General features: G+C 62.7%; 23 protein-coding genes and 1 riboswitch. Of the genes, 18 read left to right on the top strand and 5 right to left on the bottom strand.

Annotation, left to right across the window (positions count from 1 at the left end; all coding sequences use genetic code 11):
- Positions 1 to 66: 66 nt before the first annotated feature.
- The 3 genes from IF809_RS00180 to IF809_RS00170 all read left to right on the top strand — a co-directional run bounded on the left by IF809_RS00180 (position 67) and on the right by IF809_RS00170 (position 5,332).
- A complete protein-coding gene (locus IF809_RS00180; protein WP_462836477.1) occupies positions 67 to 1,119 on the top strand; it encodes an SIR2 family protein in 1,053 nt (350 codons plus the stop codon).
- A gap of 67 nt (positions 1,120 to 1,186) precedes the next feature.
- A complete protein-coding gene (locus tag IF809_RS00175) occupies positions 1,187 to 2,941 on the top strand; it encodes an ATP-binding protein (protein WP_462836476.1) in 1,755 nt (584 codons plus the stop codon).
- Between the two features lie 612 nt (positions 2,942 to 3,553).
- The gene (locus IF809_RS00170) at positions 3,554 to 5,332 is read left to right on the top strand and encodes an acyl-CoA dehydrogenase (RefSeq protein WP_462836475.1); all 1,779 of its coding nucleotides are present in this window, start codon (positions 3,554 to 3,556) and stop codon (positions 5,330 to 5,332) included.
- Positions 5,333 to 5,486: 154 nt separating this feature from the next.
- Here the strand turns inward: IF809_RS00170 and IF809_RS00165 are convergent, their stop codons facing one another.
- Positions 5,487 to 6,737, bottom strand: a complete 1,251-nt coding sequence (locus tag IF809_RS00165; RefSeq protein WP_462836474.1) for an MFS transporter — start codon at positions 6,735 to 6,737, stop codon at positions 5,487 to 5,489.
- 299 nt (positions 6,738 to 7,036) lie between these two features.
- Between IF809_RS00165 and IF809_RS00160 the strand changes: the two genes are divergently transcribed.
- The 8 genes from IF809_RS00160 to IF809_RS00125 all read left to right on the top strand — a co-directional run bounded on the left by IF809_RS00160 (position 7,037) and on the right by IF809_RS00125 (position 16,197).
- The gene (locus tag IF809_RS00160; RefSeq protein ID WP_462836473.1) at positions 7,037 to 7,795 is read left to right on the top strand and encodes an enoyl-CoA hydratase-related protein; all 759 of its coding nucleotides are present in this window, start codon (positions 7,037 to 7,039) and stop codon (positions 7,793 to 7,795) included.
- Positions 7,796 to 7,994: 199 nt separating this feature from the next.
- Complete coding sequence (locus tag IF809_RS00155) at positions 7,995 to 9,653, top strand: bifunctional metallophosphatase/5'-nucleotidase (protein ID WP_462836472.1); 1,659 nt, start codon at positions 7,995 to 7,997, stop codon at positions 9,651 to 9,653.
- Positions 9,654 to 9,787: 134 nt separating this feature from the next.
- Positions 9,788 to 10,717, top strand: coding sequence for a histone deacetylase family protein (locus IF809_RS00150; RefSeq protein WP_128967683.1), 930 nt, complete (start codon positions 9,788 to 9,790; stop codon positions 10,715 to 10,717).
- A 73-nt stretch (positions 10,718 to 10,790) separates the two neighbouring features.
- The gene (locus tag IF809_RS00145; RefSeq protein ID WP_128967684.1) at positions 10,791 to 11,042 is read left to right on the top strand and encodes an exodeoxyribonuclease VII small subunit; all 252 of its coding nucleotides are present in this window, start codon (positions 10,791 to 10,793) and stop codon (positions 11,040 to 11,042) included.
- A 592-nt stretch (positions 11,043 to 11,634) separates the two neighbouring features.
- Positions 11,635 to 13,563, top strand: coding sequence for a 1-deoxy-D-xylulose-5-phosphate synthase (dxs, locus tag IF809_RS00140; RefSeq protein WP_462836471.1), 1,929 nt, complete (start codon positions 11,635 to 11,637; stop codon positions 13,561 to 13,563).
- Positions 13,564 to 13,641: 78 nt separating this feature from the next.
- On the top strand, positions 13,642 to 14,196 hold the full coding sequence (locus IF809_RS00135) for a nucleoside 2-deoxyribosyltransferase (protein WP_462836470.1): 555 nt from the start codon (positions 13,642 to 13,644) through the stop codon (positions 14,194 to 14,196).
- A 26-nt stretch (positions 14,197 to 14,222) separates the two neighbouring features.
- The gene (locus tag IF809_RS00130; RefSeq protein ID WP_128967687.1) at positions 14,223 to 14,957 is read left to right on the top strand and encodes a TlyA family RNA methyltransferase; all 735 of its coding nucleotides are present in this window, start codon (positions 14,223 to 14,225) and stop codon (positions 14,955 to 14,957) included.
- On the top strand, positions 14,950 to 16,197 hold the full coding sequence (locus IF809_RS00125) for a class I SAM-dependent RNA methyltransferase (RefSeq protein WP_462836469.1): 1,248 nt from the start codon (positions 14,950 to 14,952) through the stop codon (positions 16,195 to 16,197). The genes IF809_RS00130 and IF809_RS00125 overlap by 8 nt, the downstream gene beginning before the upstream one ends.
- A gap of 4 nt (positions 16,198 to 16,201) precedes the next feature.
- On the opposite strand, the gene IF809_RS00120 is transcribed toward IF809_RS00125, so the two are convergent.
- The 3 genes from IF809_RS00120 to IF809_RS00110 form a co-directional block, all read right to left on the bottom strand.
- Positions 16,202 to 16,792: an outer membrane beta-barrel protein gene (locus tag IF809_RS00120; RefSeq protein WP_462836468.1), complete on the bottom strand. Its 591-nt coding sequence runs from the start codon at positions 16,790 to 16,792 to the stop codon at positions 16,202 to 16,204.
- 204 nt (positions 16,793 to 16,996) lie between these two features.
- Positions 16,997 to 17,632, bottom strand: coding sequence for a hypothetical protein (locus tag IF809_RS00115; protein WP_128967690.1), 636 nt, complete (start codon positions 17,630 to 17,632; stop codon positions 16,997 to 16,999).
- A gap of 172 nt (positions 17,633 to 17,804) precedes the next feature.
- Positions 17,805 to 18,680, bottom strand: coding sequence for a DUF1194 domain-containing protein (locus IF809_RS00110; RefSeq protein WP_128967691.1), 876 nt, complete (start codon positions 18,678 to 18,680; stop codon positions 17,805 to 17,807).
- Between the two features lie 253 nt (positions 18,681 to 18,933).
- A riboswitch (Fluoride riboswitch) is annotated at positions 18,934 to 19,012 on the top strand.
- A gap of 87 nt (positions 19,013 to 19,099) precedes the next feature.
- On the opposite strand from IF809_RS00110, the gene IF809_RS00105 reads away from it, so the two are divergent.
- The 5 genes from IF809_RS00105 to clpS are packed head-to-tail and all read left to right on the top strand — an operon-like array spanning position 19,100 to position 21,839.
- A complete protein-coding gene (locus IF809_RS00105; protein WP_462836467.1) occupies positions 19,100 to 20,308 on the top strand; it encodes an MFS transporter in 1,209 nt (402 codons plus the stop codon).
- Between the two features lie 16 nt (positions 20,309 to 20,324).
- On the top strand, positions 20,325 to 20,714 hold the full coding sequence (crcB, locus tag IF809_RS00100) for a fluoride efflux transporter CrcB (RefSeq protein WP_128967693.1): 390 nt from the start codon (positions 20,325 to 20,327) through the stop codon (positions 20,712 to 20,714).
- A 6-nt stretch (positions 20,715 to 20,720) separates the two neighbouring features.
- Entirely contained in the window at positions 20,721 to 21,146 is a 426-nt protein-coding gene (crcB, locus tag IF809_RS00095) for a fluoride efflux transporter CrcB (protein WP_128967694.1), read from the top strand.
- Between the two features lie 2 nt (positions 21,147 to 21,148).
- Positions 21,149 to 21,490, top strand: a complete 342-nt coding sequence (locus tag IF809_RS00090; protein ID WP_128967695.1) for a DUF190 domain-containing protein — start codon at positions 21,149 to 21,151, stop codon at positions 21,488 to 21,490.
- Positions 21,491 to 21,533: 43 nt separating this feature from the next.
- Complete coding sequence (clpS, locus tag IF809_RS00085) at positions 21,534 to 21,839, top strand: ATP-dependent Clp protease adapter ClpS (RefSeq protein ID WP_128967696.1); 306 nt, start codon at positions 21,534 to 21,536, stop codon at positions 21,837 to 21,839.
- 4 nt (positions 21,840 to 21,843) lie between these two features.
- On the opposite strand, the gene IF809_RS00080 is transcribed toward clpS, so the two are convergent.
- The gene (locus tag IF809_RS00080) at positions 21,844 to 22,797 is read right to left on the bottom strand and encodes a LysR family transcriptional regulator (protein WP_462836466.1); all 954 of its coding nucleotides are present in this window, start codon (positions 22,795 to 22,797) and stop codon (positions 21,844 to 21,846) included.
- 110 nt (positions 22,798 to 22,907) lie between these two features.
- On the opposite strand from IF809_RS00080, the gene leuC reads away from it, so the two are divergent.
- A complete protein-coding gene (leuC, locus tag IF809_RS00075) occupies positions 22,908 to 24,332 on the top strand; it encodes a 3-isopropylmalate dehydratase large subunit (RefSeq protein WP_462836465.1) in 1,425 nt (474 codons plus the stop codon).
- On the top strand, positions 24,329 to 24,931 hold the full coding sequence (gene leuD / locus IF809_RS00070; protein ID WP_462836464.1) for a 3-isopropylmalate dehydratase small subunit: 603 nt from the start codon (positions 24,329 to 24,331) through the stop codon (positions 24,929 to 24,931). Before leuC ends, leuD begins: the two co-directional genes overlap by 4 nt.
- Positions 24,932 to 24,968 lie beyond the last annotated feature (37 nt).

Below are 24,968 nucleotides of genomic sequence, written 5' to 3'. Positions count from 1 at the left end.
TCATTCAATCTAAGGTAAGTTCGTGTTTTTTTGCTGAAAAGGGCTTCCGCAGAAGAAGCCAGAGCAATGTTGGTGTTCATGGCACAGATTATTGAAGTCAGCGCCGACGACGCGTCGGCGACCAAATTTCTCGAATCCTACATTCAATCAGGAAACCTGAACTTTTTGATTGGCTCAGGCGCTTCATCTCCAGCAATAAATGTTGCCGGCACGATTGAGACCGAGATCAATGCTTTAATAGTGGCAGGGAACGAAACACAGGCCGATGCCAAGTGCATCGAATTCATCGAGGAAATCAATAAGGCCCAATCTGCTTTGGCCTCAGCAACCGATCCAGTCACAAAAAAGGTCGCCGAGAATTACGTTGACTTCATCAGCTGCATCGACCGGATATTGTTCGCCAGGAAAAACATACTAATTCCGCGGCAAGCGAATCTTTTCACCACAAACTACGACATGTTCATCGAATACGCTGCGAGTCAGCTGCCGGGCGTCATTCTGAATGATGGCTTTGATAGATCACCCGGACTCGGCACTGACTTCGTCTTTGCACCGGAGCGGTATTTTGACCGGACGTATCGATCGGGCAGCGTGCACACCCATCAGATCGAAATTCCGACAATCAATCTGATCAAGCTTCATGGCTCGCTATCGTGGCGCCGCACGAAAGACGTGCTGCTGTTCAACCCGGCTCCAGTAAAGGCACTCACGGCCGCCGAAAAGACGAACCCCGCAAAAGGAAAAGAATTTCTCGCAAAGCACTTCCTGATTCTGCCAAACCTACGCAAATTCCACGAAACGCTAATTGAGCGCATTTACTATGATCTCCTGCGCCTGTTTTCGAAGGCCATGGACAACCAGAATGTTGTCGTCTTTGCGTTCGGCTTCTCATTTGCCGACGAGCACATCCTGGATCTCACGAAGCGATCACTGCGAAACCCGACGGCGCAGCTCATTATATTTTCTTACGATAAGGCTTCTGCCGCTGGATACACGGCCAAATTCGCAAAACAGAGAAACGTGACGATCCTTGCTCCGGAATCCGGAGCCAAGATTGATTTGAGTCGTCTGAACAAGATTCTCCTTTCAACAATTTCCGGTCAAGCAGATGCGACCTGATCGCCTGGAAACAGAGGCTGTCCTTCGTGTTGGTGATGTCTGCGCAGTGACTGGTCGGCGCATATTCGTGTCTGTGGACACGGAGAAAAATCTTTCCGAGCTTTTTTTCGACGGTGATGTCCTTAGAAACATCGCCGTCGGCAGTTATATTGACATCAGGAAAGGATTTTTGAGCCTCATTGGGAAGGTCGAGGGCGAAAATGCCCAAGGCGACTTCGCACGGCCAGCAGATCTGCTGCGCGTGAAAGAAAGGCGTGTTCTCACCGTTGCGCTAGTTGGATTTCTTGATAGCAAGGGCGAATTCTTCGGGGGAACTAAAGAGCTGCCACTGGTCGGAAACGAGGCATTCCTTCTCACCAAGGAGAAGGTTCACCAGGTTCATCGCCTCGTCAGTCCGTCGGGACTTGGCCTCGACGTCGCCGTTTCCGAATACGAGGGGTATGACATCGCGTTACCCGTCGACGGTCTCATGAACAGCCACATCGCGATTTTCGGCAACACCGGAAGTGGAAAATCCAACACACTGGCAATCGTGTATCAGGATTTCATTCACAAAATGCGCGCGCGAAACGTCGCTGCTTTCGAGCAGAACTGCCGCATCATTCTGTTCGACTTCAATAATGAATACACGGGACCGACCTGCCTAACCACCCACAAACAGGTTTTTAGGCTCTCGACACGAAATGACACCGGGGACAGAATTCCACTGGGAACCGGCGGCCTAAGCGAAATTGAGATTGTCAGCATCCTTTCTGATGCGACAGAGAAAACACAAAAGCCGTTTCTGAAAAGAGCCCTTAGCCTGCAGCACAGGGCAATGGCAGCGGGCGACGCTACAGCCTACACAAAGGCGATACTGAAGAAGCAGGTTACCCAGGTCCTGCAAATGTCAGACAAGATTCGGTTCGACCTGCTTCTGGATTACTTCAGAGAAATCCTTCCAGAAGAAGATTTCGCGGGCGACCCTGTCGAGCTAGCAGCAGATCTGGACTGGCACAACACTATGGCGGCATGCAGATGGAACGGGCATTGGCTCGCGCAAAACCCCGAATACATTCCTGACACAACCATCTATCAGCACATTGAGAGCTTCGAGCTCGAAAACGACGCGGTCGCAGATCTAATAAGGTTTACTTACATCCAGCTGATTAACGACGTGCTGTCGAACCGCGCGCAGAACGAACATATCGCACCTGCGATCAGCAAGCTGAAAAGCAAACAGGCGGACATCAGAAAAGTTTTCGATACAGGTGATGCAGGGGACCTGTTTGCATCGAATGTAGTTGTGATCGCGTTAGGAGATGTCAACCTTGAGATGAGGAAGACAATTCCGTTATTGCTGGCCAAGACGATTTATGAAAATCACAAACGGGTTGGTGGCGCACGAACGTTGAACATTATCATCGACGAAGCTCACAATATTCTGTCCCGCGAGTCATTCAGGGAATCCGAGAGCTGGAAAGATTACCGACTTGAGACGTTCGAGGAGATTATAAAGGAAGGCCGGAAGTTCGGTGTATTTGTGACGATCGCAAGCCAACGTCCCAATGACATTTCACACACGATCACTTCGCAAGCGCACAATTACTTCATTCACAGACTGATCAACGAGAAAGACCTGCAGTCGATCGCCAGTGCGGTGTCGTATATCGATAAGATTACAGAGGAATCGATTCCGACCTTGCCTACCGGCACCTGCATATTCAGCGGCATCGCTGGCCAAATGCCTTTGAAGCTTGCCATACGCCCGCTGGAAGAAGCGCTACGGCCGAGGAGCGCAACAGTGCAGTTTAGGGACATAGTCGCTTCAGTGGCGACTTAGCTCGAAGATTGTTGGATACGGCTGCTCATGCGACGAATTTGTCGGTCGGATTTCTTTGACCCTAGCACGGCGCGCGCCAAAACAGAGGCACTCTGTAACTAAGGTCCCGGTGTCGAGAAGCCTTGGCAGCCAAAACGTCATGCTGCGTCCATGCTGCGCGGAGCTGCCGCGATAGCTTGGTAGCCCTTGAAATTAAACAGGAATTTTTGCGAACCGCGTTGAGCTGGAATTGGCAGGAAGAATTTGCAAATTACGGCCGTGTTCGTTGAGGTTTCGTAGAGTTTGGTAGCGCGAAACTGCGCACAAGGGGGCATTTCGAGTGGAATCAAAATCCGCTGCCTTACCGCTTGGCTACGCCCCATCAGGTGAGCGAGGAAACGGCGAAAGCACTCGCATCCGCAGATTCTCCTCGGTCGCAGCCGGTCTATAGGGAGCGGCGCGGCATTTCAACCGCCCGGAGGGGCAAAATACCACGGGCCGGAATGCGGCCGGCGCGCCACACCTTATTATTATAGGCCCTCCCCAACGCCCGATGCGGTCCCGTATCGCGGCCATTGAGACCTGCGGCGTTTCATGGGAATACGGCGCCAAACCTGTCCTCGGGAGTGAGCCATGACCTACCGCGCGCCGATTTCTGACATGCTGCTGTCGCTCAACCATGGCGCTGGGCTGAAGGCCGCCGTGGACGCCGGCCATTACGGCGATTTCGACGCCGATATTACCGCAGCCGTGCTGGAAGAAGCCGCCAAATTCGCGACCGAGGTGCTGGCGCCGTTGAACAAGGTCGGCGACGAGCACGGCATCAAGCTTGACCAGGGTAAGGTCACGACCGCGCCGGGCTGGCCCGATGCCTACAAGCGCTGGACCGAGGGCGGCTGGAACGCGGTCTCGGGCCCCGAGGATTTCGGCGGCCAAGGCCTGCCGCTCGCGATCAACGCCGCCTGCACCGAGATCTGGAGCGCCGCCAACGTCGCCTTCGGTCTCTGCCCGCTGCTGACGGCGTCCGCGATCGAAGCGCTCGATGCGCATGGCAGCGACGAGCTGAAGAAGATCTATCTCGAAAAACTCGTCTCCGGCGAATGGACCGGCACGATGCAACTCACCGAGGCGCAGGCCGGCTCCGATGTCGGCGCGCTGCGCACCCGGGCCGAAAAGCAGGCCGACGGCACCTATCGCATCAAGGGGACGAAGATCTTCATCACCTACGGCGAGCACGACATGACCGACAACATCGTGCATTTCGTGCTGGCGCGCCTGCCGGACGCCCCCGCCGGCACCAAGGGGATCTCGCTCTTTCTCGTGCCGAAGTTCATGGTCAATGCCGACGGCTCGCTCGGGGCGCGCAACGACATCTTTGCTTCAGGCGTCGAGCACAAGCTCGGCATGCACGCCTCCCCGACCTGCACCATGACCATGGGCGATCATGGCGGCGCCATCGGATTCCTGATCGGCGAAGAGAACCAGGGCATGCGCTGCATGTTCACGATGATGAACCAGGCGCGGCTCGGCGTCGGCCTCGAGGGCGTCGGGGTCGCCGATCGCGCTTATCAGCAGGCATTGTCCTACGCGCAGGAGCGCAAGCAGGGCCGCGCAATCGGCAAGAAGGGCGACGAGTCCGATGCGATCTTCGTCCATCCCGACGTCAAGCGCATGCTGATGCGGATGCGGGCGCAGACCGCGGCCGCGCGCACCATCTGCTATGCCACCGCCGTCGCGCTCGACGTCTCCATGCGCGCCAAGGACCCGCAGGTGCGCGCCGACGCGGCTGCACGCGCGGCGCTGCTGACGCCGATGGCAAAGGGCTATTCGACCGATATCGGCAACGAAGTCGCCTATCTTGGCGTGCAGGTGCATGGCGGCATGGGCTTCATCGAGGAGACCGGCGCCGCGCAGCATTATCGCGATGCGCGGATCACGGCGATCTACGAGGGCACCAACGGCATCCAGGCGATCGACCTCGTCACGCGCAAGCTGGCCGCCAATGGCGGCGCGTCGGTGTGGGCGCTGCTCGATGACCTTTCCGCCACCGTCAGCCAAGTCGAGGCCTCCAACGATCCCGCCTTCGGCACTACGGGCGTGAAGTTGCGCGAGGCACTGGAGGCGTTGACACGCACCAGCAAATGGCTGCTCGAGCGCGTCACGTCCGCGCCGAACGAGGCGCTGGCCGGCGCGACGCCGTATCTGCAGCAGTTCGGCTCGACGCTCGGCGGCTGCATGCTGGCCTCGGAGGCGCTCGCGGCCAAGGCCGGCGGCATCACGGACGCCGCGCGCTACGTCTCGCTGGCGCGCTTCTTCGCCGAGAACATCGCCGTGCAGGCTGGCGGCCTCGAGCGCACCGTGACCGAGAGTGCCGAGTCGGTGGCGGCGGCGGATGCAGTGCTGTTGGGGTAAGCTGAGACGGCCTCCCGATCCGTCATCGTGAGGTGCGAGTGGCGCGATGCGGAGCATCGCGGCGGGAGCTCGAAGGATGTACGGCCGAGATGGAGCCGGGCCGTCGCCCTTCGAGGCTTGCCCAGCGGCGCTGATGCGCCACTGGGCGCACACCTCAGGGTGACGGTGCTAGATTTCGCTTGGTTTCGGCCTTTCTCCCGGGCCGCCACAGCACGAGCCCGGCCGCGAGGACATCGAGCGCCGCGCACATCGCAAACGCCATCGTGTAGTCGCCGCTCGCGCTGCGCACGAGGCCGACGATGCCGGGGCCGAACGCGCTGACGATGCCGCCGATCGACGTCCCCAGCCCCATGGCGGCGGCGAAGGCCGTGCTGCCGATCTCACGCTGAATGATCAGTGGCGGGAACGTGATCATGTTGCCGATCGAGAAGCCGTAGAGGGCACAGCACCCGAGCAGCACAGCCGGGCTCGTGCTTTGCAGCAGAACCAGCAGCGCCGCTGCCTGACTGATCATCGACACCGCGCAGGCAAGCCGCGGATCGAGCCGGTCGACGAACAGGCCGAGCGTCAGCCGGCCGACCACGGCCATCGCAGCCATGATCGTCACGGCGAGGCCCGCATTGGCGCGGCCGATCAGCGGCTCGAGAAACGTCACCTGATGGATGATGAATCCCATCTGCGCCAGCAGCGCGAACGCGATCGGCAGCACCATGGTCCAGAACGATGCGTTGGCGAGCAGTTCCTTCCGCGAATGACGCGCCGGCTTGCCGCGGCGGGGCGAACCTTCAGCTGAATTGAGCGCCGATTCGACCGGCCAGCCGGTAAAGACGACAACCACCGGCAACACCAGCACCACCATCACGATGGTGGCCGCCAGCATGGCCGAGCGGAAGCCGATACTGCCGCTCAGGGCCAGCAGAACCGGAACAAGGATGATGCCGCCGCACGTGGCGCCGTTGAAGGCAAGGCTGAGCGCGAGGCCGCGGCGCCGCTCGAACCAGGAATTCAGCACGGTCGCGATCACCACCGAGCCCATGCCGGTCCAGCCGACCGACATCAGCGCATAGGCAAGATAGAGCTGCCAGGGTGCCTGCATCAGTCCGAGCAGCGCTGTCGAGGCGCCAAGCGCGATCAGTCCGCACAGGATCAGCGCGCGCAGCCCGATGCGGGCGAGCAGATCGTCGGTGAAGATGACGAGGATGGAGGTCAGCAGAAACGAGAAGGTGCTGGCCGCCGAGACCAGCGTGCCAGGCCAGCCATGGGCGCGCTGAAGCTCGGCGAGATAGACGCCTTGGCCGTAGAGGCCGAAGCCGAACATGAAGAAGGCCATCAGGAAGCAGGCCAGAACTACGCGCCAGCCGCGATAACCCAGCGAGAATTCGTCAAGGCTTGTTGCGACAACCATCGATCGAGCATGGCCTGATCAAACAAAGAGGGCCGATCGTGCCGCACAACTACCAGTTTTTCAATTGAAACATTGTAGCCCATTGTTGCAACGCGCAAGAGCGCCGCGGGGATTTTGATGCACTTCACCCCACGGTTCCTCCTGACGAACGCAACCATCGGGCGGCTGTCATGCAATCACTCGTTGGCATGGCGGCTGAAATGATTGATCCATAGCATTGGCACCCCTGCCGGATCATGTAGGCTGAGCCTCGCAAGACTCGCCGATGGCAGGCGCCGCGGCGGCCGCAGGGAGTGCTCATGCCGAACGGCAACATCATCGTCACGGACGAGCGCGGCACGCGCGTCATCACCCTGCGCCGGCCGGGCAAGAAGAACGCGATCACCCAGAACATGTATCGCGAGATGAGCCGCGCGATCGACACCGCTCAGAACAATCCCGACATCCGCTGCATGATCGTCACCGGCGGCTCCGGCGTGTTCACCGCGGGCGATGACATCGAGGAGTTCATAAAAGCCGACGCCTCGCGTCCCGAGACGTTATCGGACGGTGCCAAGTTCCTGTATTCGCTGGCGCTCAACGTCAAGCCGATCATCGCAGCCGTCGACGGCGCATCGATCGGTATCGGCACGGTCATGCTGTTTCACTGCGATTACGTGCTCGCCTCCAACGCCGCGACCTTCTCGGCGCCCTACATCAATCTCGGGCTTGTTCCGGTCGGCGCCGCCAGCCTCCTGGTGCCGAGCACGATGGGCTACCAGCGCGCCTTCGCCATGCTGGTGATGGGACGCAGCTTCACCGCCGCCGAGGCCCATACCGCCGGCTTCGTCAACACGGTCGTGTCGCCGGGACATACCGAGGTGGAAGCCCGCAAGGTGGCGCGCGAGATCTGCCGGCTGCCGGCCGAGGCCGTCGCGACCTCGCGCAAGCTGCTGCGCGCTCCGCCGGAAGAGCTCACCCGCCGCATCGACCAGGAAAGCCATCTGTTCGGCGAACGGCTGAAGTCCGACGAGGCGATCGCGGCGTTCAATGCGTTTGCGAGCAGGAAGAAGCGGTAGGCACGGCCGGCGTCTACCCAATTGGTCGTCATTCCGGGGCGCGACGAAGTCGCGAGCTATGGTGCGCAATTGCGCACCTGAGAATCCATTCATCCACCATCACTGCCGCCCGATCGATTCCGGGCTCGCGCTGCGCGCGCCCCGGAATGACCGGAAGAACTTTCGTGAAATCTTCGCGCGGAACGACTAGTCTGATTTCATGCGATATCAATCCATCCTTGCCGCCCTTTCGCTCGTATTCGCCACCCTGCCCGCCGCGGCCCAGATCGCCGCTCCCGTCGAGCTGCGCGTTCTCGCGATCAACGACTTCCACGGCAATCTGCGCCCGCCGCCGGGTGGCATCCGCATCAATGATCCCGAGGACAGAGCCAAGAAGGTGGCGGTGGCTGCCGGCGGCGCCGAGTACATGGCAACGCTGGTGAAGCAATTGAGCGAGGGGCACAAGAACACCATCTTCGTCGCTGCAGGCGATCTGATCGGAGCGAGCCCGTTCCTCTCGGCGATGTTCCATGACGAGCCGTCGATCGAGTCGCTCTCGATGATGGGCCTTGCGATCACGTCGGTCGGCAATCACGAATTCGACGAGGGCAAGACCGAGCTGCTCAGGATGCAGAACGGCGGCTGCCATCCGGAGGACGGCTGTCAGGGGCCACATCCCTTCACCGGTGCCAAATTCCACTATCTCGCGGCGTCCACCGTCGAGAGCGCGACAGGCAAGAGTATATTGCCGCCCTATGAGATCAGGGAGTTCGAGGGCATCCCGGTCGCCTTCATCGGGCTGACCTTGAAGGAAACCGCCGGCATCGTTTCTCCGTCAGGCATTGCCGGTCTCGAATTCCGCGACGAGGCCGAGACCGTGAACGCGCTCGTGCCGCAACTGAAGGCGCGGGGCGTCGAGGCCATCGTGGTGCTGATCCATCAGGGCGGCGAGCCCTCGGGCGACTATAATGAATGCCCTGAGATCACGGGGCCGATCGTCGATATCGTGAAGAAGTTCGACCGCGCCGTCGACGTCGTCGTCAGCGGCCACACCCATCGTGCCTATGTCTGCGACATCGACGGCCGGCTCGTCACCAGCGGCGACAAATACGGCACGCTGGTCACCGCAATCGACCTCAAGCTCGATGCTGCGACCCGCGACGTCGTCAGCGCCAAGGCAGAGAACGTCATCGTCGCCAACGCCTCGCTCGCCAAGGATTCCGAACAGACCGCGCTGATCGACGCCTATGACAAGCTCTCCGCACCGATCGCCAATCGCCCGGCCGGATCGGTGACGCAGACGCTGTCGCGCATTCCGAACGGAGCCGGCGAAAGCGCGCTCGGCGACGTCATCGCCGATGCGCAGCTTTCCGCCACGAAGGATGCCAAGAATGGCAGCGCTGTCATCGCGCTGACCAACCCCGGCGGCATCCGCACCGACATTATCCCCAGGGAAAACGGCGTGGTGTCCTTTGGCGACCTGTTCGCCAGCCAGCCGTTCCGCAACCGCCTCGTGACCATGACCCTGACCGGCAGCCAGCTCAAGGAGATGCTGGAGCAGCAATGGCTCGATCCGAAGCGGCCTCGGATCCTTCAGGTGTCGAACGGCTTCAGCTACAGCTGGGATGCCTCCAAGCCGTTCGGGGAACGCGTGATGGCCGATAAGATGACGCTCAATGGCAGGCCGCTCGAGCCGGCCACCGGCTACCGCGTCACCGTCAACGATTACCTCGCCGTCGGCGGCGACGGCTTTACCGTCGCCAAGCAGGGCACTTCGCCGCAATATGGCGGCTACGACGCCGATGCGCTGTTTGCCTTTTTCAGGGCGCATGGTCCGATCGGTCCGCTGCCGCCGACCCGGATCCTGCGCGTGAATTGATCCGGATCAAACGGTCCGGCTCGGGACCACCCTTTGCCATTCCCGTCCAAACGCATAGATTGTGTTTTGCATTGCGTTTTGGCGCCGGATGCGCCAAGCGACGTCGAGAGTTCGTTCCCCGTGAGGCCGACCTGATGAGCACGCTTCTTCTCTCCCACAAGGCCTGCCTCGACCACGTCACGCCACCGGGGCATCCCGAAAGGCCGGATCGCCTGCGCGCGGTCGAGGAAGCGCTGTCGCATGAGCGCTTCCAGTTCCTGGCCCGTGACGTGGCGCCGGAGGGCGATCTCGATCTCGTCACACTGTGCCACAACGAACACTACGTCACCGAACTGCGCCATATCGCGCCGACCAGCGGTCAAGTCTATGTCGACGGCGACACCTCGATGTCCCCAGGCACGTGGGAAGCGGTGATGCGCGGCGTCGGCGGCGCGGTGGCGGCAACCGAAGCCGTGATGAAGGGCGAGCACCGCAACGCCTTCGTCGCCGTGCGCCCGCCCGGCCATCACGCCGAGATCGGCAAGCCGATGGGGTTCTGCTTCTTCGACAACGTCGCGATCGCCGCGCGGCACGCGCAGCGCAAATACGGTATCAAGCGCGCCGCCATCGTCGATTTCGACGTGCATCACGGCAACGGCACGCAGGACATCTTCTGGTCGGATCCATCAGTGATGTACTGCTCGACCCATCAGATGCCGCTGTTTCCGGGCACCGGCGCCAAGGGCGAGCGCGGCGACCACGACACCATCGTCAACGCGCCGCTGGCCTCGGAAGACGGCGGCCCCGAATTCCGCAGCGCGTTCGAGGACCTGATCCTGCCGCGCCTGACGCAATTCAGTCCTGAGCTCCTGATCATTTCGGCCGGCTTCGATGCGCATTACCGCGATCCGCTCGCCTCCTTGAACTTGCGCGCGGAGGATTATGCCTGGGTGACGCGCAAACTGATGGACCTCGCGGACAAGTCCGCCGGCGGGCGCGTTGTTTCTGTGCTCGAAGGCGGCTACGACCTGCAAGGACTAAAAGAATCTGTTACGGCGCATGTCGGCGCCCTGATGGGCGCTTGACGGACCCGCCACATTAAGCCCGCAAAACTCTGCTGTTTTGCATCAGAAGCGAATCGGGCAATCGGAAACTTATATGGCCGAAAATACCCAAGTCGACGTCGGCAGGCTCACCTTCGAGCGCGCGATCGAGGAACTCGAAACGATCGTGAAGCGGCTCGAGGACGGCAAGGTGCCGCTCGAGGAATCCGTCACGATCTACGAGCGCGGCGAAGCCCTGAAACGGCGTTGCGAGGAGCTGTTGCGCCAGGCCGAGGCACGCGTCGACAAGATCACCACCGATGCCGGCGGCCAAGCCACCGGGACTGCGCCGCTCGACGTCCAATAAGGGAACCTCGCCCAGAAGCGGCCAGTTTCGAGCAGCGTGGCTTGCTTTTTCAAGATCGCCGCCAGCCGCCTTCCCCCTCTCGGAGCCTCGGTGGTGGGGCACCAGAATTGAAGAATTGTCTCGTCGGCGCCTTCCAGCTCCGCGAATCCCGCCAAAATATCTGTCTTTTCGCCCGGAATCCTGCCAAGGAACCGGGCAGAATTGGAACTACCGCCCCGGGGCCGCGATTAACTACATTGGCCCGCCGGTTGCATCTGCATACCCCTAATCAGCCCGGCGGGTTGGCTTTGGCCTCAGCTTTGGTGTAAAGCTGCGCGGAGTGTGGCTTTTTGTTAGCCTTGCCGTGGGGACCGATTACCGACGACAAGCGCCTCAAATCGCTAGTGAAATTGGCTTGGACGGACGAAGCCGATCTACGTGACAGGGATCACAGAGACTGAACCGGAGCGCACTTAAGCTCACCTAAGCTTGAAGACGGGGCATTGCCCCATGCAGGTGGCTCCGACGGTTTAAGGACTCGCGCTGCGCCGATATTGTGCAAACCCATCGCGCACCGGAATGACTTTCCGGCGCTGACAAATTGGAAATCGCCGTGAACGCATATAGCAAGACGCCGCTTCTCGACACCATCCGGACGCCGGAAGACCTGCGCAAGCTCAAGGTCGAGCAGGTTCGCCAGGTCGCTGACGAGCTGCGTCAGGAGACCATCGATGCCGTCTCGGTCACCGGTGGTCACTTCGGTGCAGGTCTCGGCGTGGTCGAGCTCACCACCGCGATCCATTACGTCTTCGATACGCCGCGCGACCGGCTGATCTGGGACGTCGGCCATCAGGCCTATCCCCACAAGATCCTCACCGGACGCCGCGACCGCATCCGCACGCTGCGCACCGGCGGCGGCCTGTCCGGGTTCACCAAGCGCAGCGAGAGCGACTACGATCCGTTCGGCGCGGCACACTCGTCGACCTCGATCTCGGCCGGCCTCGGCATGGCCGTGGCCCGCGATCTTTCCGGCGGCAAGAACAACGTGATCGCGGTCATCGGCGATGGCTCGATGTCGGCAGGCATGGCCTATGAGGCGATGAACAATGCCGGCGCGATGAACTCCCGCCTGATCGTCATCCTCAACGACAACGACATGTCGATCGCTCCACCGGTCGGCGCCATGAGCGCCTACCTGTCGCGGCTGTACTCCGGCAAGACCTACCGCACGCTGCGCGAGGCGGCCAAGCAGATCAACAAGCGCCTGCCCAAGATCATCGCCAACCGCGCCAACCGCGTCGAGGAATATTCCCGCGGCTTCATGATGGACGGCGGCACGCTGTTCGAGGAGCTCGGCTTCTACTATGTCGGCCCGATCGACGGTCACAACCTCGACCATCTGCTGCCCGTGCTGAAGAACGTGCGCGACATGGAGACCGGCCCGATCCTGGTCCACGTCGTGACGCAGAAGGGCAAGGGCTACGGCCCGGCGGAAGCCTCGGCCGACAAGTACCATGCCGTCGTCAAATTCGACGTCGCCACGGGCACGCAGGCCAAGGCCAAGCCGAATGCGCCGGCCTACCAGAACGTGTTCGGTCAGAGCCTCGTCAAGGAAGCACAGAAGGACGACAAGATCGTCGCCATCACCGCGGCAATGCCGTCGGGCACCGGCGTCGACATCTTCAACAAGGCTTTCCCGGAACGCACGTTCGACGTCGGCATCGCCGAGCAGCATGCGGTGACCTTTGCCGCCGGCCTTGCGACCGAAGGCTACAAGCCGTTCTGCGCGATCTACTCGACCTTCCTGCAGCGCGGCTACGACCAGATCGTGCACGACGTCGCGATCCAGAGCCTGCCCGTCCGCTTCGCCATCGACCGCGCGGGCCTGGTCGGCGCCGACGGCGCCACGCATGCCGGCTCGTTCGACAATGCCTATCTCGGCTGTCTGCCGAACATGGTGATCATGGCGGCGGCCGACGAGGCCGAGCTCGTGCACATGGTGGCGACCCAGGTCGCGATCAACGATCGTCCGAGCTCGGTGCGTTATCCGCGCGGCGAAGGCCGGGGCGTCGAGATGCCCGAGGTCGGCATTCCGCTCGAGATCGGCAAAGGCCGCATGATCCGCCAGGGCAACAAGATCGCCCTGCTCTCGTTCGGCACCCGTCTGGCCGAGTGCGAGAAGGCGGCCGACGAGCTCGCCGCCCATGGCCTGTCCACCTCGATTGCGGATGCGCGCTTCATGAAGCCGCTCGACACCGAACTGGTGCTCAAGCTCGCCCGCGACCACGACGTGCTGATCACCATCGAGGAAGGTTCGATCGGCGGCTTCGGCTCGCATGTCGCCCAGTACCTGGTCGACCAGGGCGTGCTCGACACCGGCATGGTCAAATTCCGTTCCATGGTGCTGCCTGACGTGTTCCAGGACCACGACACGCCCGCTGCGATGTACGCCCGCGCCGGTCTCGACGCCAAGGGCATCGTCGCCAAGGTGTTCGAAGCGCTCGGCAAGGACGTGAAGGCCGAGACGGTCAAGCTGGCCTGAGCCATCGGCACACGCGCTGAACCCACCTCTCCCGATGGGAGAGGTGTTACACCGCGCTTGGCATCGGCAGACCACCCCATGAAGATCTATCTGGCAGGCCCCGACGTATTCCTGCCGGACGCGATCGAGATCGGCCGGCAGAAGGCCGCGATCTGTGCCGCACATGGCCTGACCGGCCTCTATCCGCTCGACAACATTGTCGACCTCACAGCGCCTGACGCTTCGCGGCAGATCTTTTGCGGCAACGAGGCGATGATGGACGAGGCTGACGCCATCATCGCCAATCTCACCCCGTTCCGCGGCGCCGGCGCCGATCCCGGCACCGTTTACGAACTCGGCTACATGGCCGGCCGCCGCAAGTTCTGCCTGGCCTATTGCAACGATGGCGCCGCCTATGCCGATCGCGTCGGCCGCTTCATGGCCGTTACCTCCGAGGATGGGCGGTTGGTCGATGCGCTGGGGCTGACGATCGAGGATTTTGGTCTTGTCGACAACCTCATGATGATCCATGCGCTGGAGCTGCACGGCTGTCCTCTGGTCATGCCGGCAGAGCAGCCGGTTGACCTCTGGCATGATCTCGCCGCGTTCGAGACTTGCGTCCGGATGGCAGCCGCGCGATTGATCGCTACATAACACTTCAGTCGCCTTTCGGAGATCCGATGTCCCCTGCCCGCAAGCGCGCGGATGTTCTGCTTGTAGAGCGTGGCCTGTTCGAGAGCCGGGCGCGGGCGCGCGCTGCGATCGAGGCCGGGCTCGTCACGGCCGGCGACAAGCGGGTCGCAAAGCCGTCGGAGACGATCGCCGAGGACGCGGTGATCCAGGCCCAGTCGGCGCATCCCTACGTCTCGCGCGGCGGGGTCAAGCTCGCCGGCGCGCTCGAGCGCTATCCCCTCGATGTCGAGGACCATGTCTGCCTCGACGTCGGCGCCTCCACCGGCGGTTTCACCGAGGTGCTGCTGGCAAATGGCGCGAGCCTGGTGTTCGCGATCGACGTCGGTACCAGCCAGCTGCATCCCTCACTGCGCGGTCATCCCAAGATCGTGTCGATGGAGGAGACCGACATCCGCAGCTATGAGGGCAAGCGGCTGCCGGCGCGACCTGATGTGGTGGTCATCGACGTCAGCTTCATCTCGCTCAAGTCGGTGCTTCCCGTGGCGCTGTCGCTGGCGGCGGCGCCGATGAGCCTGCTGGCGCTGATCAAGCCGCAATTCGAAGCCGATCGGAAGCACAACAAGAAGGGCATCATCCGCGATGCCGCCGTGCACCAGGAGATCTGCGACGACATCGCAGCCTTCGCGGCATCACTCGGCTGCACCGAGATCGAGGTGTTTCCATCCTCGATCGCAGGGGGCGACGGCAATATCGAATTCTTCCTGGGCGCGCGCCGTGGTTGAGCGCCTCACGATCGATCACGTCGGCCATCGCGGCGATGGCGTCTCGCTCACCACGGGCGATGCAGTCTACGTGCCCTACACGCTTCGAGGCGAGACTGTGGAGGTGGATCATGTCGTTGGCGATCATCCCGACCGCCGCAAGCTGCTGGCGGTCGATGTCGCAAGCCCCGAACGCGTCGAGCCATTCTGTCCGCATTTCGGCGTCTGCGGAGGCTGCGCGATCCAGCACTGGGCGGCGGAGCCGTATCAGGCCTGGAAACGCAACATCGTGGTCGAGACCCTGGCGCAGGCCGGCATCGATTGCGAGGTGGCGCCGCTGGTCGATGCCCATGGCGCCGGCCGCCGTCGCATCACTCTGCATGGCAGGTTCGGCACGCATGACGTGCTGAAGGTCGGCTTCTCGGCAACAAGCTCGCACGATGTCATTCCGATCGATCGCTGCCCGATCCTCGATCCTGCGCTCGAGGGTGCGCTCGATGCCGCGTGGGCTTTGGCCGAACCGTTGACCTCCAGGATGCCGGTGACCAAGCCGCTCGACATCCAGGTCACCGCCACTGCCAACGGCCTCGATGTCGACGTGCGTGGCTCCGGCCCGCTGCCGACCCCGCTGGTCACGGCATTGTCGCGCGTTGCCGAGCAGCATCGCCTGGCGCGACTGACAAGACATGGCGAACTGGTGCTGCAACGCCTGCCGCCGACGGTAAAGATGGGCCGCGCCGAGGTGACGCTGCCGCCGGGCTCGTTCCTGCAAGCCACCGTCGCGGGCGAGGAGACGCTGGCCGCGCTCGTTTCAGAACGGATCGGAAAAGCCAGGGAGGTGCTGGATCTCTTCTGTGGCGTCGGTCCGTTTGCGCTCAGGCTCGCGGAGAAGGCGCGCGTCACCGCTTACGACAACGATGCCGGCGCCATTGCCGCGCTCGCAAAGGCTGCGCGCACACCGGGGCTGAAGCCGATCAAGGCCGAGCCGCGCGACCTGTTCCGCCGTCCGCTGGTGCCCCCTGAGCTGCGCGACTTCGACGCAGCGGTGTTCGATCCGCCGCGCCAGGGCGCGCAGGCGCAGGCGCTGAAACTCGCTGCGGGCAAGGTGCCGGTCGTGGTCGCAGTGTCGTGCAATGTCGCCACTTTCGCTCGCGACGCGCGGCTGCTGATCGACGCCGGTTACAAGATCGACGCGGTGGTTCCGGTCGACCAGTTCCGTCACACGCCGCATGTTGAATTGGTGGCGCGGTTTACGCGATGAAGTTTCAGCGCCGCAGCTGACCAATCGCCGGCGACTCGCCCGGCAGCATGTTCGATCGGATATCGCTGTCCATACGGCCGCCGTCCTGCTGGGTGAAGCCGGCTCCGAACGACAGGCTGAGGTTGGAGGTCGGCTTGAATTCGACGCCCGCGAATGCACCGTAACCGGGCGCGGCAGCGGAGGTCAGCGGCGCAACCGAGCTGCCGATGCCGTTACCGTATTTCAGCGTGTCGAAGCCGGCAAAGAACGTCACAGGCGAGCCGCCCGCCGTCTTCATGTTGTAGCCGAACTGGGTGCTGTCGTAGGACAGCGCGCTGAAATTGTTCGCCGGCCCGGTCTGGCTAAAACCGCTCAGACCGAGATTGCCGCTCCGGCTTCCCACAAAGAATCCCGGCCTGAAATCATAGCCGGCGTTGGCATCCCCGGCATTGAAGCTTGGAAAGTTGCCGTAGCTGTCGGCGCTGCCGTCAAAGCCGAAAGCCCCGCCCGGGATCCAATACCGCAAGGGGGCGACTTGCGCACTGGCCGGTGCTCCACTGAAGCAGAGCAACACGAAGAGGGTTGCGAGACCGCAGGAAGGTAGAAGGCTGGGCATTCAGATGACCGTCAGAAAAGTAAATGGATTATACGCCCGGCGTCGTGCGAATACCAGCGACGGCAGGCCGGTGATCGCAGTATCGGGTTCCACGATGACCTGCTGCTCGCGGCCAGCAGCGCCCTTTGTGCCCGCTGAGACCTGTCGAGAGATCGATCGACAATCGCGGGCTGACGCGGTCGAGCGGGAAGCAGCCGTGACCGGCTACGCGGTCCGGTCCACCGAGGACGAGGAATCCGCCGGCGGATATTTCGTCACAGGCACCGTGAAGGATTTGGTGCCGACCTGGTAGATGATCTTGCCGTTCTGCCCGTCGTCCGTCGCAATCTGCGATTGCCCGAACATGATGACGTTCTTGTAGACGATCCCGGTGCCCTGGCGGGTGATGCCGTCGGTCGTGACCACGACCTGCGCTTCATTGCCGTTGACGGAGACCACCTTGAAGCTTGCGCTCTTGCCGTTGTCGGCGGAATAGCCGCCCCAGCTTCCCACCAATCGACTATCGGAGGCCGGCGGCGCCTGCTTTTGAAGCGTCGCAGTCTGCTTGCCGGCACCGCCCACCGAGAACACCAACGCCAGGTTCTTGCCGTCCTTGGTGCCGACCGAGACCCCGCCAAAGCTGATGACCCCGCCCTGGACCTCGCCAATGCCGCGCTCGGTGTGGCCGTTATGAGTGTACTCGACCTGCGCGCGTTGACCGCGGATATTCACCACCTTGAATTCGACGGCTTGGTTGTTGCCCACCCAACTGCCTTTCCAGTCACCGACAAGGGCGCTCTGGTGATATAATCGCTCGTTGGCCGGCGAGATCTGGTTGGTGCTGGATGGAAGGATGGCCATTGGGTTGCTCGTGAACGGGTGCGACAAACCCGCTTTCGTTTGCTACCAGCCATCCCGAGACGCGGGCCGGAAACAAAGAGAAACAATCGGATTAGGGCCATGCATCGGTTAACGAGCGGTTAATTTCGTCCATCGACGGAATGAGGCGAAAAGTCTCAACCGGACCGGCGACTCACCGACCCCAGCGGTCCGACCAGATCTTCTCGCCGATCGTGCAGCTCACGCGCGGCTCCTTGTCCTTGTCGGCAACGTGCACCACCGGACGATCCGGCGTGCGGCCGGCGACCTCCATCAGCAGCTTGGTGCGAATTGCCTCCTTGAACTTCTCGCGCCCCTTGATCGCAATCACGAAGGAGCCGGGACCGCCGATGACGCAATCCTCGTAATAATAATCGAGATTGTCGATATCCATGGTCGAATAGGATGGCTCCTTGACCATGATCGGCAGGCCGTTGATGACGATGCCCTTCTCGAGCGCAGCATCCCGCGCAAGCGTCACCGGGCCGCCATTGTTGTTCGGACCGTCACCGGAAATGTCGATGACGCGACGAAGCCCGTGATAGGGATCCTCGTCGAACAGCGGCATCGCAAATCCGATCGCGCCCGATATCGAGGTGCGCGAGGCGCGTCGGATCGGCGTCTTCATGATCTCGGCCGCAACCGCATCCGCCGTCTCCGGCCCGTCGATGAGGCGCCAGGGGATGATGATCTTCTGGTCGTTTGACGCAGCCCATTCGAAATAGGTTACCGCGATCCTGCCAGCGGGGCCGGCCTTCAGCGCTTGCAAGAACTCCTTGGATTGGATCGCTTGCGCATAACCCTCGCGCTGGATCGCGAGTTCGTCCATGTCCATGGAGTAGGAGACGTCGACCGCGAGGATCAGCTCGACGTCGACCGACTGCGCATCTCCGTCAGCCGCCTGTCGCTGCCGCGACGATTCGAATTTCGACGGTCCGGATTTGGGACCTGGTGCCGCGATGCTCGCGACGTCCCCTCCGGCAAGTACGCCGGACACCAGCACAGCCCCGATCGAGAAAAGCAAGCGCATCGCGGCCTCCCGTCGTATGACGCGATGGTGACACGCAAACGTCCTGCCGCAAAGTGCGAAGATCGCTTGCGCTTCACATTCAGGTTAGAGATTTGCAGGCTAGAGATTGGCAAGCTAGAGATTGGCAACTTGGAGTCTTGGTGCGCCAGCGCGAAATCGCCGCCATGTCGCCACGCTTGCGCCGCCGCACCTTCGCGCCAAGGGACCGCGTGCTGCCCCCACTTGTTCCCTGTGATTTCCATGCTAGGCTGACGACACAGATGGGGATGGAGTCCCCCGACAACCGCCCGGCGGTCGAACAACCGTAATGGGCTGATGACTCCTGCTCGAGGTGAGGCAATGTGCCCTTGCCTTTGGTGGGAGCATGGAGAAGCCCGCCGATGGCGGGTTTTTTGTTGACCGAGACATAAGGGCAGGACGTGACGACGACGACACCTCATGCGCGGACCAAGCTACCCAGGGGAATCTGGGTGCTCGGCTTCGTCTCGATGCTGATGGACGTCTCCTCCGAGATGATCCACGCGCTGCTGCCAGTCTATCTCGTCACCGTGCTCGGCGCCTCCACGCTCACGGTCGGCTTCATCGAGGGCATCGCGGAGGCGACCGCCGCGATCACGAAAATCTTCTCGGGAGCCCTGTCGGATTGGCTCGGCCGCCGGAAGCTGCTTGCCGCGCTCGGCTATGGGCTGGCCGCGGTGACCAAGCCGTTGTTTCCGCTCGCGCCGAGCGTCGGCTGGCTGGTCGCGGCCCGCTTCATCGATCGCGTCGGCAAGGGCATTCGCGGCGCTCCCCGCGACGCGCTGATCGCCGACATCGCGCCCGCCGGCCTGCGCGGCGCGAGCTTCGGCCTGCGGCAATCGCTCGACACCGTCGGCGCCTTTGTCGGGCCACTTTCCGCGATCGGGTTGATGTGGTGGACATCGGATCATTTTGCCGCCGTGTTCTGGGTGGCGGTCGTGCCGGCGTTCTTGTCCTTTGGACTGATTGCGTTCGCAGTCGAGGAGCCGGAACCGGATGCGAGCCGCGAGCCTGTGAAGAACCCGCTCAACGCCGCCGCAATGCGGCAGCTCGGACCGATCTATTGGCGCATCGTCGCGGTCGGCGTCGTCTTCACGCTCGCCCGATTCAGCGAAGCCTTTCTGATCCTGCGCGCCCAGAACATCGGGCTCAATGCAATGTGGGTTCCGGCGGTGCTGGTGCTGATGAACATCGTCTACGCGCTTTCGGCCTATCCGGCCGGCGCGCTGTCGGATCGGATCAACCGGACCGCCCTGCTCGCGCTCGGCCTCGTCGTTCTGGCCTGCGCCGACCTCGCACTCGCGCTGCTGCCTGATCTGACCGGCCTCGCGCTCGGCGTCGTGCTGTGGGGGCTGCATATGGGACTGACCCAAGGCTTGCTCGCGGCCCTCGTCGCCGATACGGCACCCCCAGCGCTGCGCGGCACCGCGTTCGGCTATTTCAATCTGTTCACGGGCCTTGCGATGCTGGCCGCGAGCGTCATCGCCGGTGCGCTGTGGGACGCCTATGGTCCGGTCGGTACGTTCCTTGCCGGACTCGGCTTCACGCTGGCTGCGCTCGTGGGACTGCTCGCAATTGGCAACGGTCTGACGGTGGAGGACAAGGGGTGACGGGGAGCTGTTCATCGTGTTGAGCGGAGTCATCGCAATCATGGTCGGCGGCGCGCTGGGCGGCTGCACCCGCTATCTCGTCTCCGGCGCGATCGCGCGGCGGCTGGGCGAGACCTTTCCCTGGGGCACCATGACCATCAACGTCAGCGGCGCCTTCCTGATCGGCATCCTCGGCGCGCTGGCGACCCATCCCGGCTCGGCGTTCGCCTCGCCCAATCCGTGGCTGTTCGCGGTAACAGGCTTTCTCGGCTGCTACACCACGGTGTCCTCGTTCAGCCTGCAAACGCTGACTCTGGCGCGCAACGGCGAGCCGATGCAGGCCATCGGCAATGTCGTGGCCTCGGTCGCCTTGTGCCTCGCGGCCGTCAGCTGCGGCTTTCTGCTTGCGGACAATCTGGGAGGCTAGCGTCAGATGAAGCTCTCCTCCGCGGACCGCTGGCGCACGGCGATGCTCTATGCCTGGGTTTCCGCCGGCAGCATCGTCGGCGGGCTGACGCGTTATCTGGTGGGGCTTGCGCTCGATACCGGTCCCGGCTTTCCCTTCGCGACCCTGTTCATCAACGCGACAGGCTCACTCATCATCGGCTTCTACGCCACGTTGACCGGCCCCGATGGCCGCATGCTGGCGCGACCGGAGCACCGGCAATTCGTCATGACCGGCTTCTGCGGCGGTTACACCACTTTCTCGACCTTCAGCCTCGAGACCTTCCGCCTGTTTCACGGCGGCATGAAATTCACTGCGCTCGCCTATATCGCCGCGTCCGTCGTCTGCTGGCTGGCGTCGGTATGGGCAGGGCATATGATCGCGAGCCACTACAACCGCTTGACCAGGAGTTGACCATGCAAATCCCCAATCAGGCTGTTTCGCTCCGGATCTTCATCGGCGAGAGCGACCATTGCGACGGCAAGCCGCTCTATGAAGCCATCGTGATGGCAGCGCGCGAGCGACATCTCGCCGGCGCCACCGTGCTGCGCGGCCCGATGGGGTTCGGCAAGTCGAGCCGGCTGCACACCTCGAAGATCCTGCGGCTCTCGGAAGACCTGCCGCTGCTCATCGAGATCGTCGACAGCGAAGACAACATCAACGCATTCCTGCCCATCCTGGATGGCATGATGTCGAGCGGTCTGATCACCTTGGAGAAGGTGCAGGTCCTGCAATATGGTGCCAAGGCCGCGAGCTGATCGCTGCGGCTGGAACCCGAGCCCGCCGTGTCCAGGAGGCGGAATGAACGACACCGTCACGACGCCGAAAACCAGGACGAAGACCAAGGTCGAGCGGCCGAAGCTGCACAAGGTCATCCTGATCAACGACGACTACACGCCGCGTGAGTTCGTCACGATGATCCTGAAGGCCGAATTCCGCATGACCGAGGATCAGGCCTACAAGGTGATGATCACGGCGCACAAGCTGGGCGCTTGCGTAGTCGCGGTGTTCACCAAGGATGTCGCGGAGACCAAGGCCACCCGCGCCACCGATGCCGGCCGTGCCAAGGGCTATCCGCTGCTGTTCACAACCGAGCCGGAGGAATAGGCCGTCAGCTGCGGCGCGCCCGAGCCGTCTTGCGCGAGGTACTCGCGGACGGGCGCTCCTGAACATGGGTCCAGAACGCTTCCGCCGCCGGTGTCAGCCGCGATCTCGGACGGAACACGTGGATCTCGATCGGAATCTCCCACTCCTGTCCGCCGGCCTTCACGAGCTCGCCCGACGCGAGCTGGTCAGCGATCAGGCTTTGCGGAAGCCAGGCCATGCCGCGGCCGGCCTGAACCATGGTGACGAGCAGTTTTGCCAGATGCGACGTGAACGTCGGTTTCAGATGCGCCCCGAGCGACGAGGCCGAGCGCACCGCGTCGAGAATTTTTCCCATTCCCGATTCCTGACGGTAGCTCAGGACCTGCACCGGTGCGGCCTCCGTTCCCGGCAGCTTGAAGCGCGGGGCCTTGCCTGATCGCGACGCCGGCACCGATGCCGGAATCAAGCAATCATCGCCCACATGGACGGATCGGAACTGAGCCGTCGTCAATGCGCTGACCACGGCCGGGTGATGGTGGCAAAGCAGGAAATGTACCTCGCCGGCGAGCAGCATGCGCTCGCAGGCCTCCATATGGTTGGCGACCAGCTGGACGTTCGGCACGAACGCCAGCGTCGCCTCCACCTGCCGCAACCAATCCGGAAAGAACGTCAGCGACAGCGCGTTGGTCGAGGCGAATTTCAGCACATCCGAGGCGCCGCGCGCCAGCTCCTGCGCCTCGAGGCGGCCGGCGGACAAGCGGCGGATGATGTCCTCGGCGGTCAGGCGGAACGCATCACCCGCAGCCGTGAGGCTCACCGCGTGCGTCGTGCGCTCGAACAGGGGGGCACCGGCCCACACTTCCAGCGCCTTGATCCTGCGGCTCAGAGCGGGCTGCGATGAATTCCGCTGCTCGGCCGCGCGCGAAAAGCTGCGGGTCGACGCCACCGCAATGAAATCGTGCAGCCAGTTGATCTCCATGAATCGACCTGATTATGCAAATTCTGCATAATCATATCATGAGGTGACATTGGATTTCCACTGACCCGGCCTGCACCCTCGAAGAAGTCAATTTCTCGCTGGGAGGCCGAATGTCCGGGCGCACGCTTTACGACAAGCTGATCGATGCGCATGTGGTTCGCCGCCTCGACGATGACGGCCTCGTGCTGCTCTATGTCGATCGCACCGTCCTCAACGAATATACCAGCCCGCAGGCCTTTGCCGGTCTGCGCGCAGCGGGACGGAAAGTCTGGAACCCTTCCGCCGCGTTGATGGTGGTCGACCACGTCAACCCGACCGCCGCCCGCCGCACGCGGCAGATGCCGGACGCGGATGCCGCGCGGCAGGTGGATTATTTCGCCGACAATGCGCGCGATTTCGGCATCGAATATTTCGACATCCTCGATCCGCGCCAGGGCATCGAGCATGTCGTCGCGCCCGAACAGGGCCTAGTGATGCCAGGCATGGTGATAGCCGCCGGCGACAGCCACACCACCGCCTATGGCGCCTTCGGCGCGCTCGGCTACGGCATCGGTACCTCCGACATCGAGCATTATCTGGCGACCTCGACGGTGCGTTACCGCCGCCTCAAGACAATGCGCATCAATGTGATCGGACGTCCGCCACTCGGGGTCACGCCAAAGGACCTCGTCATGGAGATCATCCGGCGCATCGGTGCCGATGGCGCCGCCGGCTATGCCGTGGAGTTCGCCGGCCCTGCCGTGACCGCGATGAGCGTCGAGGGACGCATTGTGATGTCGATCATGATCGTCGAGGCCGGCGCGCGGGGCGTCGTCATCGCGCCCGACCAGAAGGTGCTCGTCTATCTCGAGGGGAGACCGCGCGCACCGAAAGGCGAAACGTGGGAGCGCGCCGCCAATGCCTGGCAGCAGCTTCGCTCCGATTCCGACGCCCGCTTCGACCGGGAGATAACGCTCGAGGCCGGCGAGGTCGCACCGCTGGTGACGTGGGGCACGAGCCCGGACCAGGCGATCGCCGTGACCGACCGCGTCCCCGATCCCGACAGCCACGTCGCAGGAGAGCGCAAGGCGGCAGCCGCGCGCGCGCTCGCCTATATGGGCCTGACGCCGGGAACACCGATCCAGTCGGTACCGATCGACTTCGCTTTCATCGGCTCCTGCACCAATTCACGCATCGAGGATCTGCGCGATGCGGCAAAGATCTTCCGGGGGCGTCATGTCGCATCGGGCGTTCGCGCCATCGTCGTCCCCGGCTCGACGCAGGTCCGCGCTCAGGCCGAGGCGGAAGGGATCGCGCAAATCCTGATCGATGCAGGTGTGGAGTGGCGACAGTCCGGCTGCTCGATGTGCCTTGCCATGAACGACGACATCCTTGCACCGGGACAGCGCTCGGCCTCCTCGACCAATCGCAATTTCGAAGGTCGCCAGGGCCCCGGTGCCCGGACGCATCTGATGAGCCCCGCGATGGTCGCGGCCGCCGCGGTTACGGGCCGCATCACCGACGTGCGCAGCCTGATCGGGGGAGATTTGCCATGACGCCTTTCCGTTGCGTCTCGGGAGCCGCCGCGCCGATGACGACGCCGAATATCGACACCGACGTGATCATGCCAAAGATGTTCCTGAAGGGCGTCGATCGCAGCGGCCTCGGCGACGGCGCCTTCCACCTGCTCCGCTTCATCGAGAACAAGCCCAATCCCGGCTTCGTGCTGAACCGGGATGGCTATCGCGACACTTGCTTCCTCGTGGTCGGCCCAAATTTCGGCTGCGGATCGAGCCGCGAGCATGCCGTGTGGGGCCTTCAACAGCTCGGCATTCGCGCCCTGATCGGCACCAGCTTCGCCGGGATCTTCAACGACAATTGCGCCAATAACGGCTTGCTGACGATCAGCCTCGATGCAGCCACGGTCGGCACGCTCGCCGAGATCGTCGCGGATCCCGGGAGCAACAGGCTCACGGTCGATCTCGAGCAGCAGATCATCCGCGTCGATGGTGGCGGCAATATCCCCTTCGCGATCGAACCAGCCCGGAAGCAGGCCTTTCTCACGGGACGCGATGCGATCAGCTCGACGCTCGCCTTTGCCGATGACATCCGCACCTTCGAGGTGCGGCACCGGGCGGACAATCCCTGGTTCTGAGTCCGCGCACGCAATCAAGAAAACGAAACGACACAAG

Source organism: Bradyrhizobium sp. UFLA06-24 (genome assembly GCF_054967145.1).
Note: the sequence above shows the minus strand (reverse complement) of the source record. Positions and strands in the feature narration are given on the sequence as shown.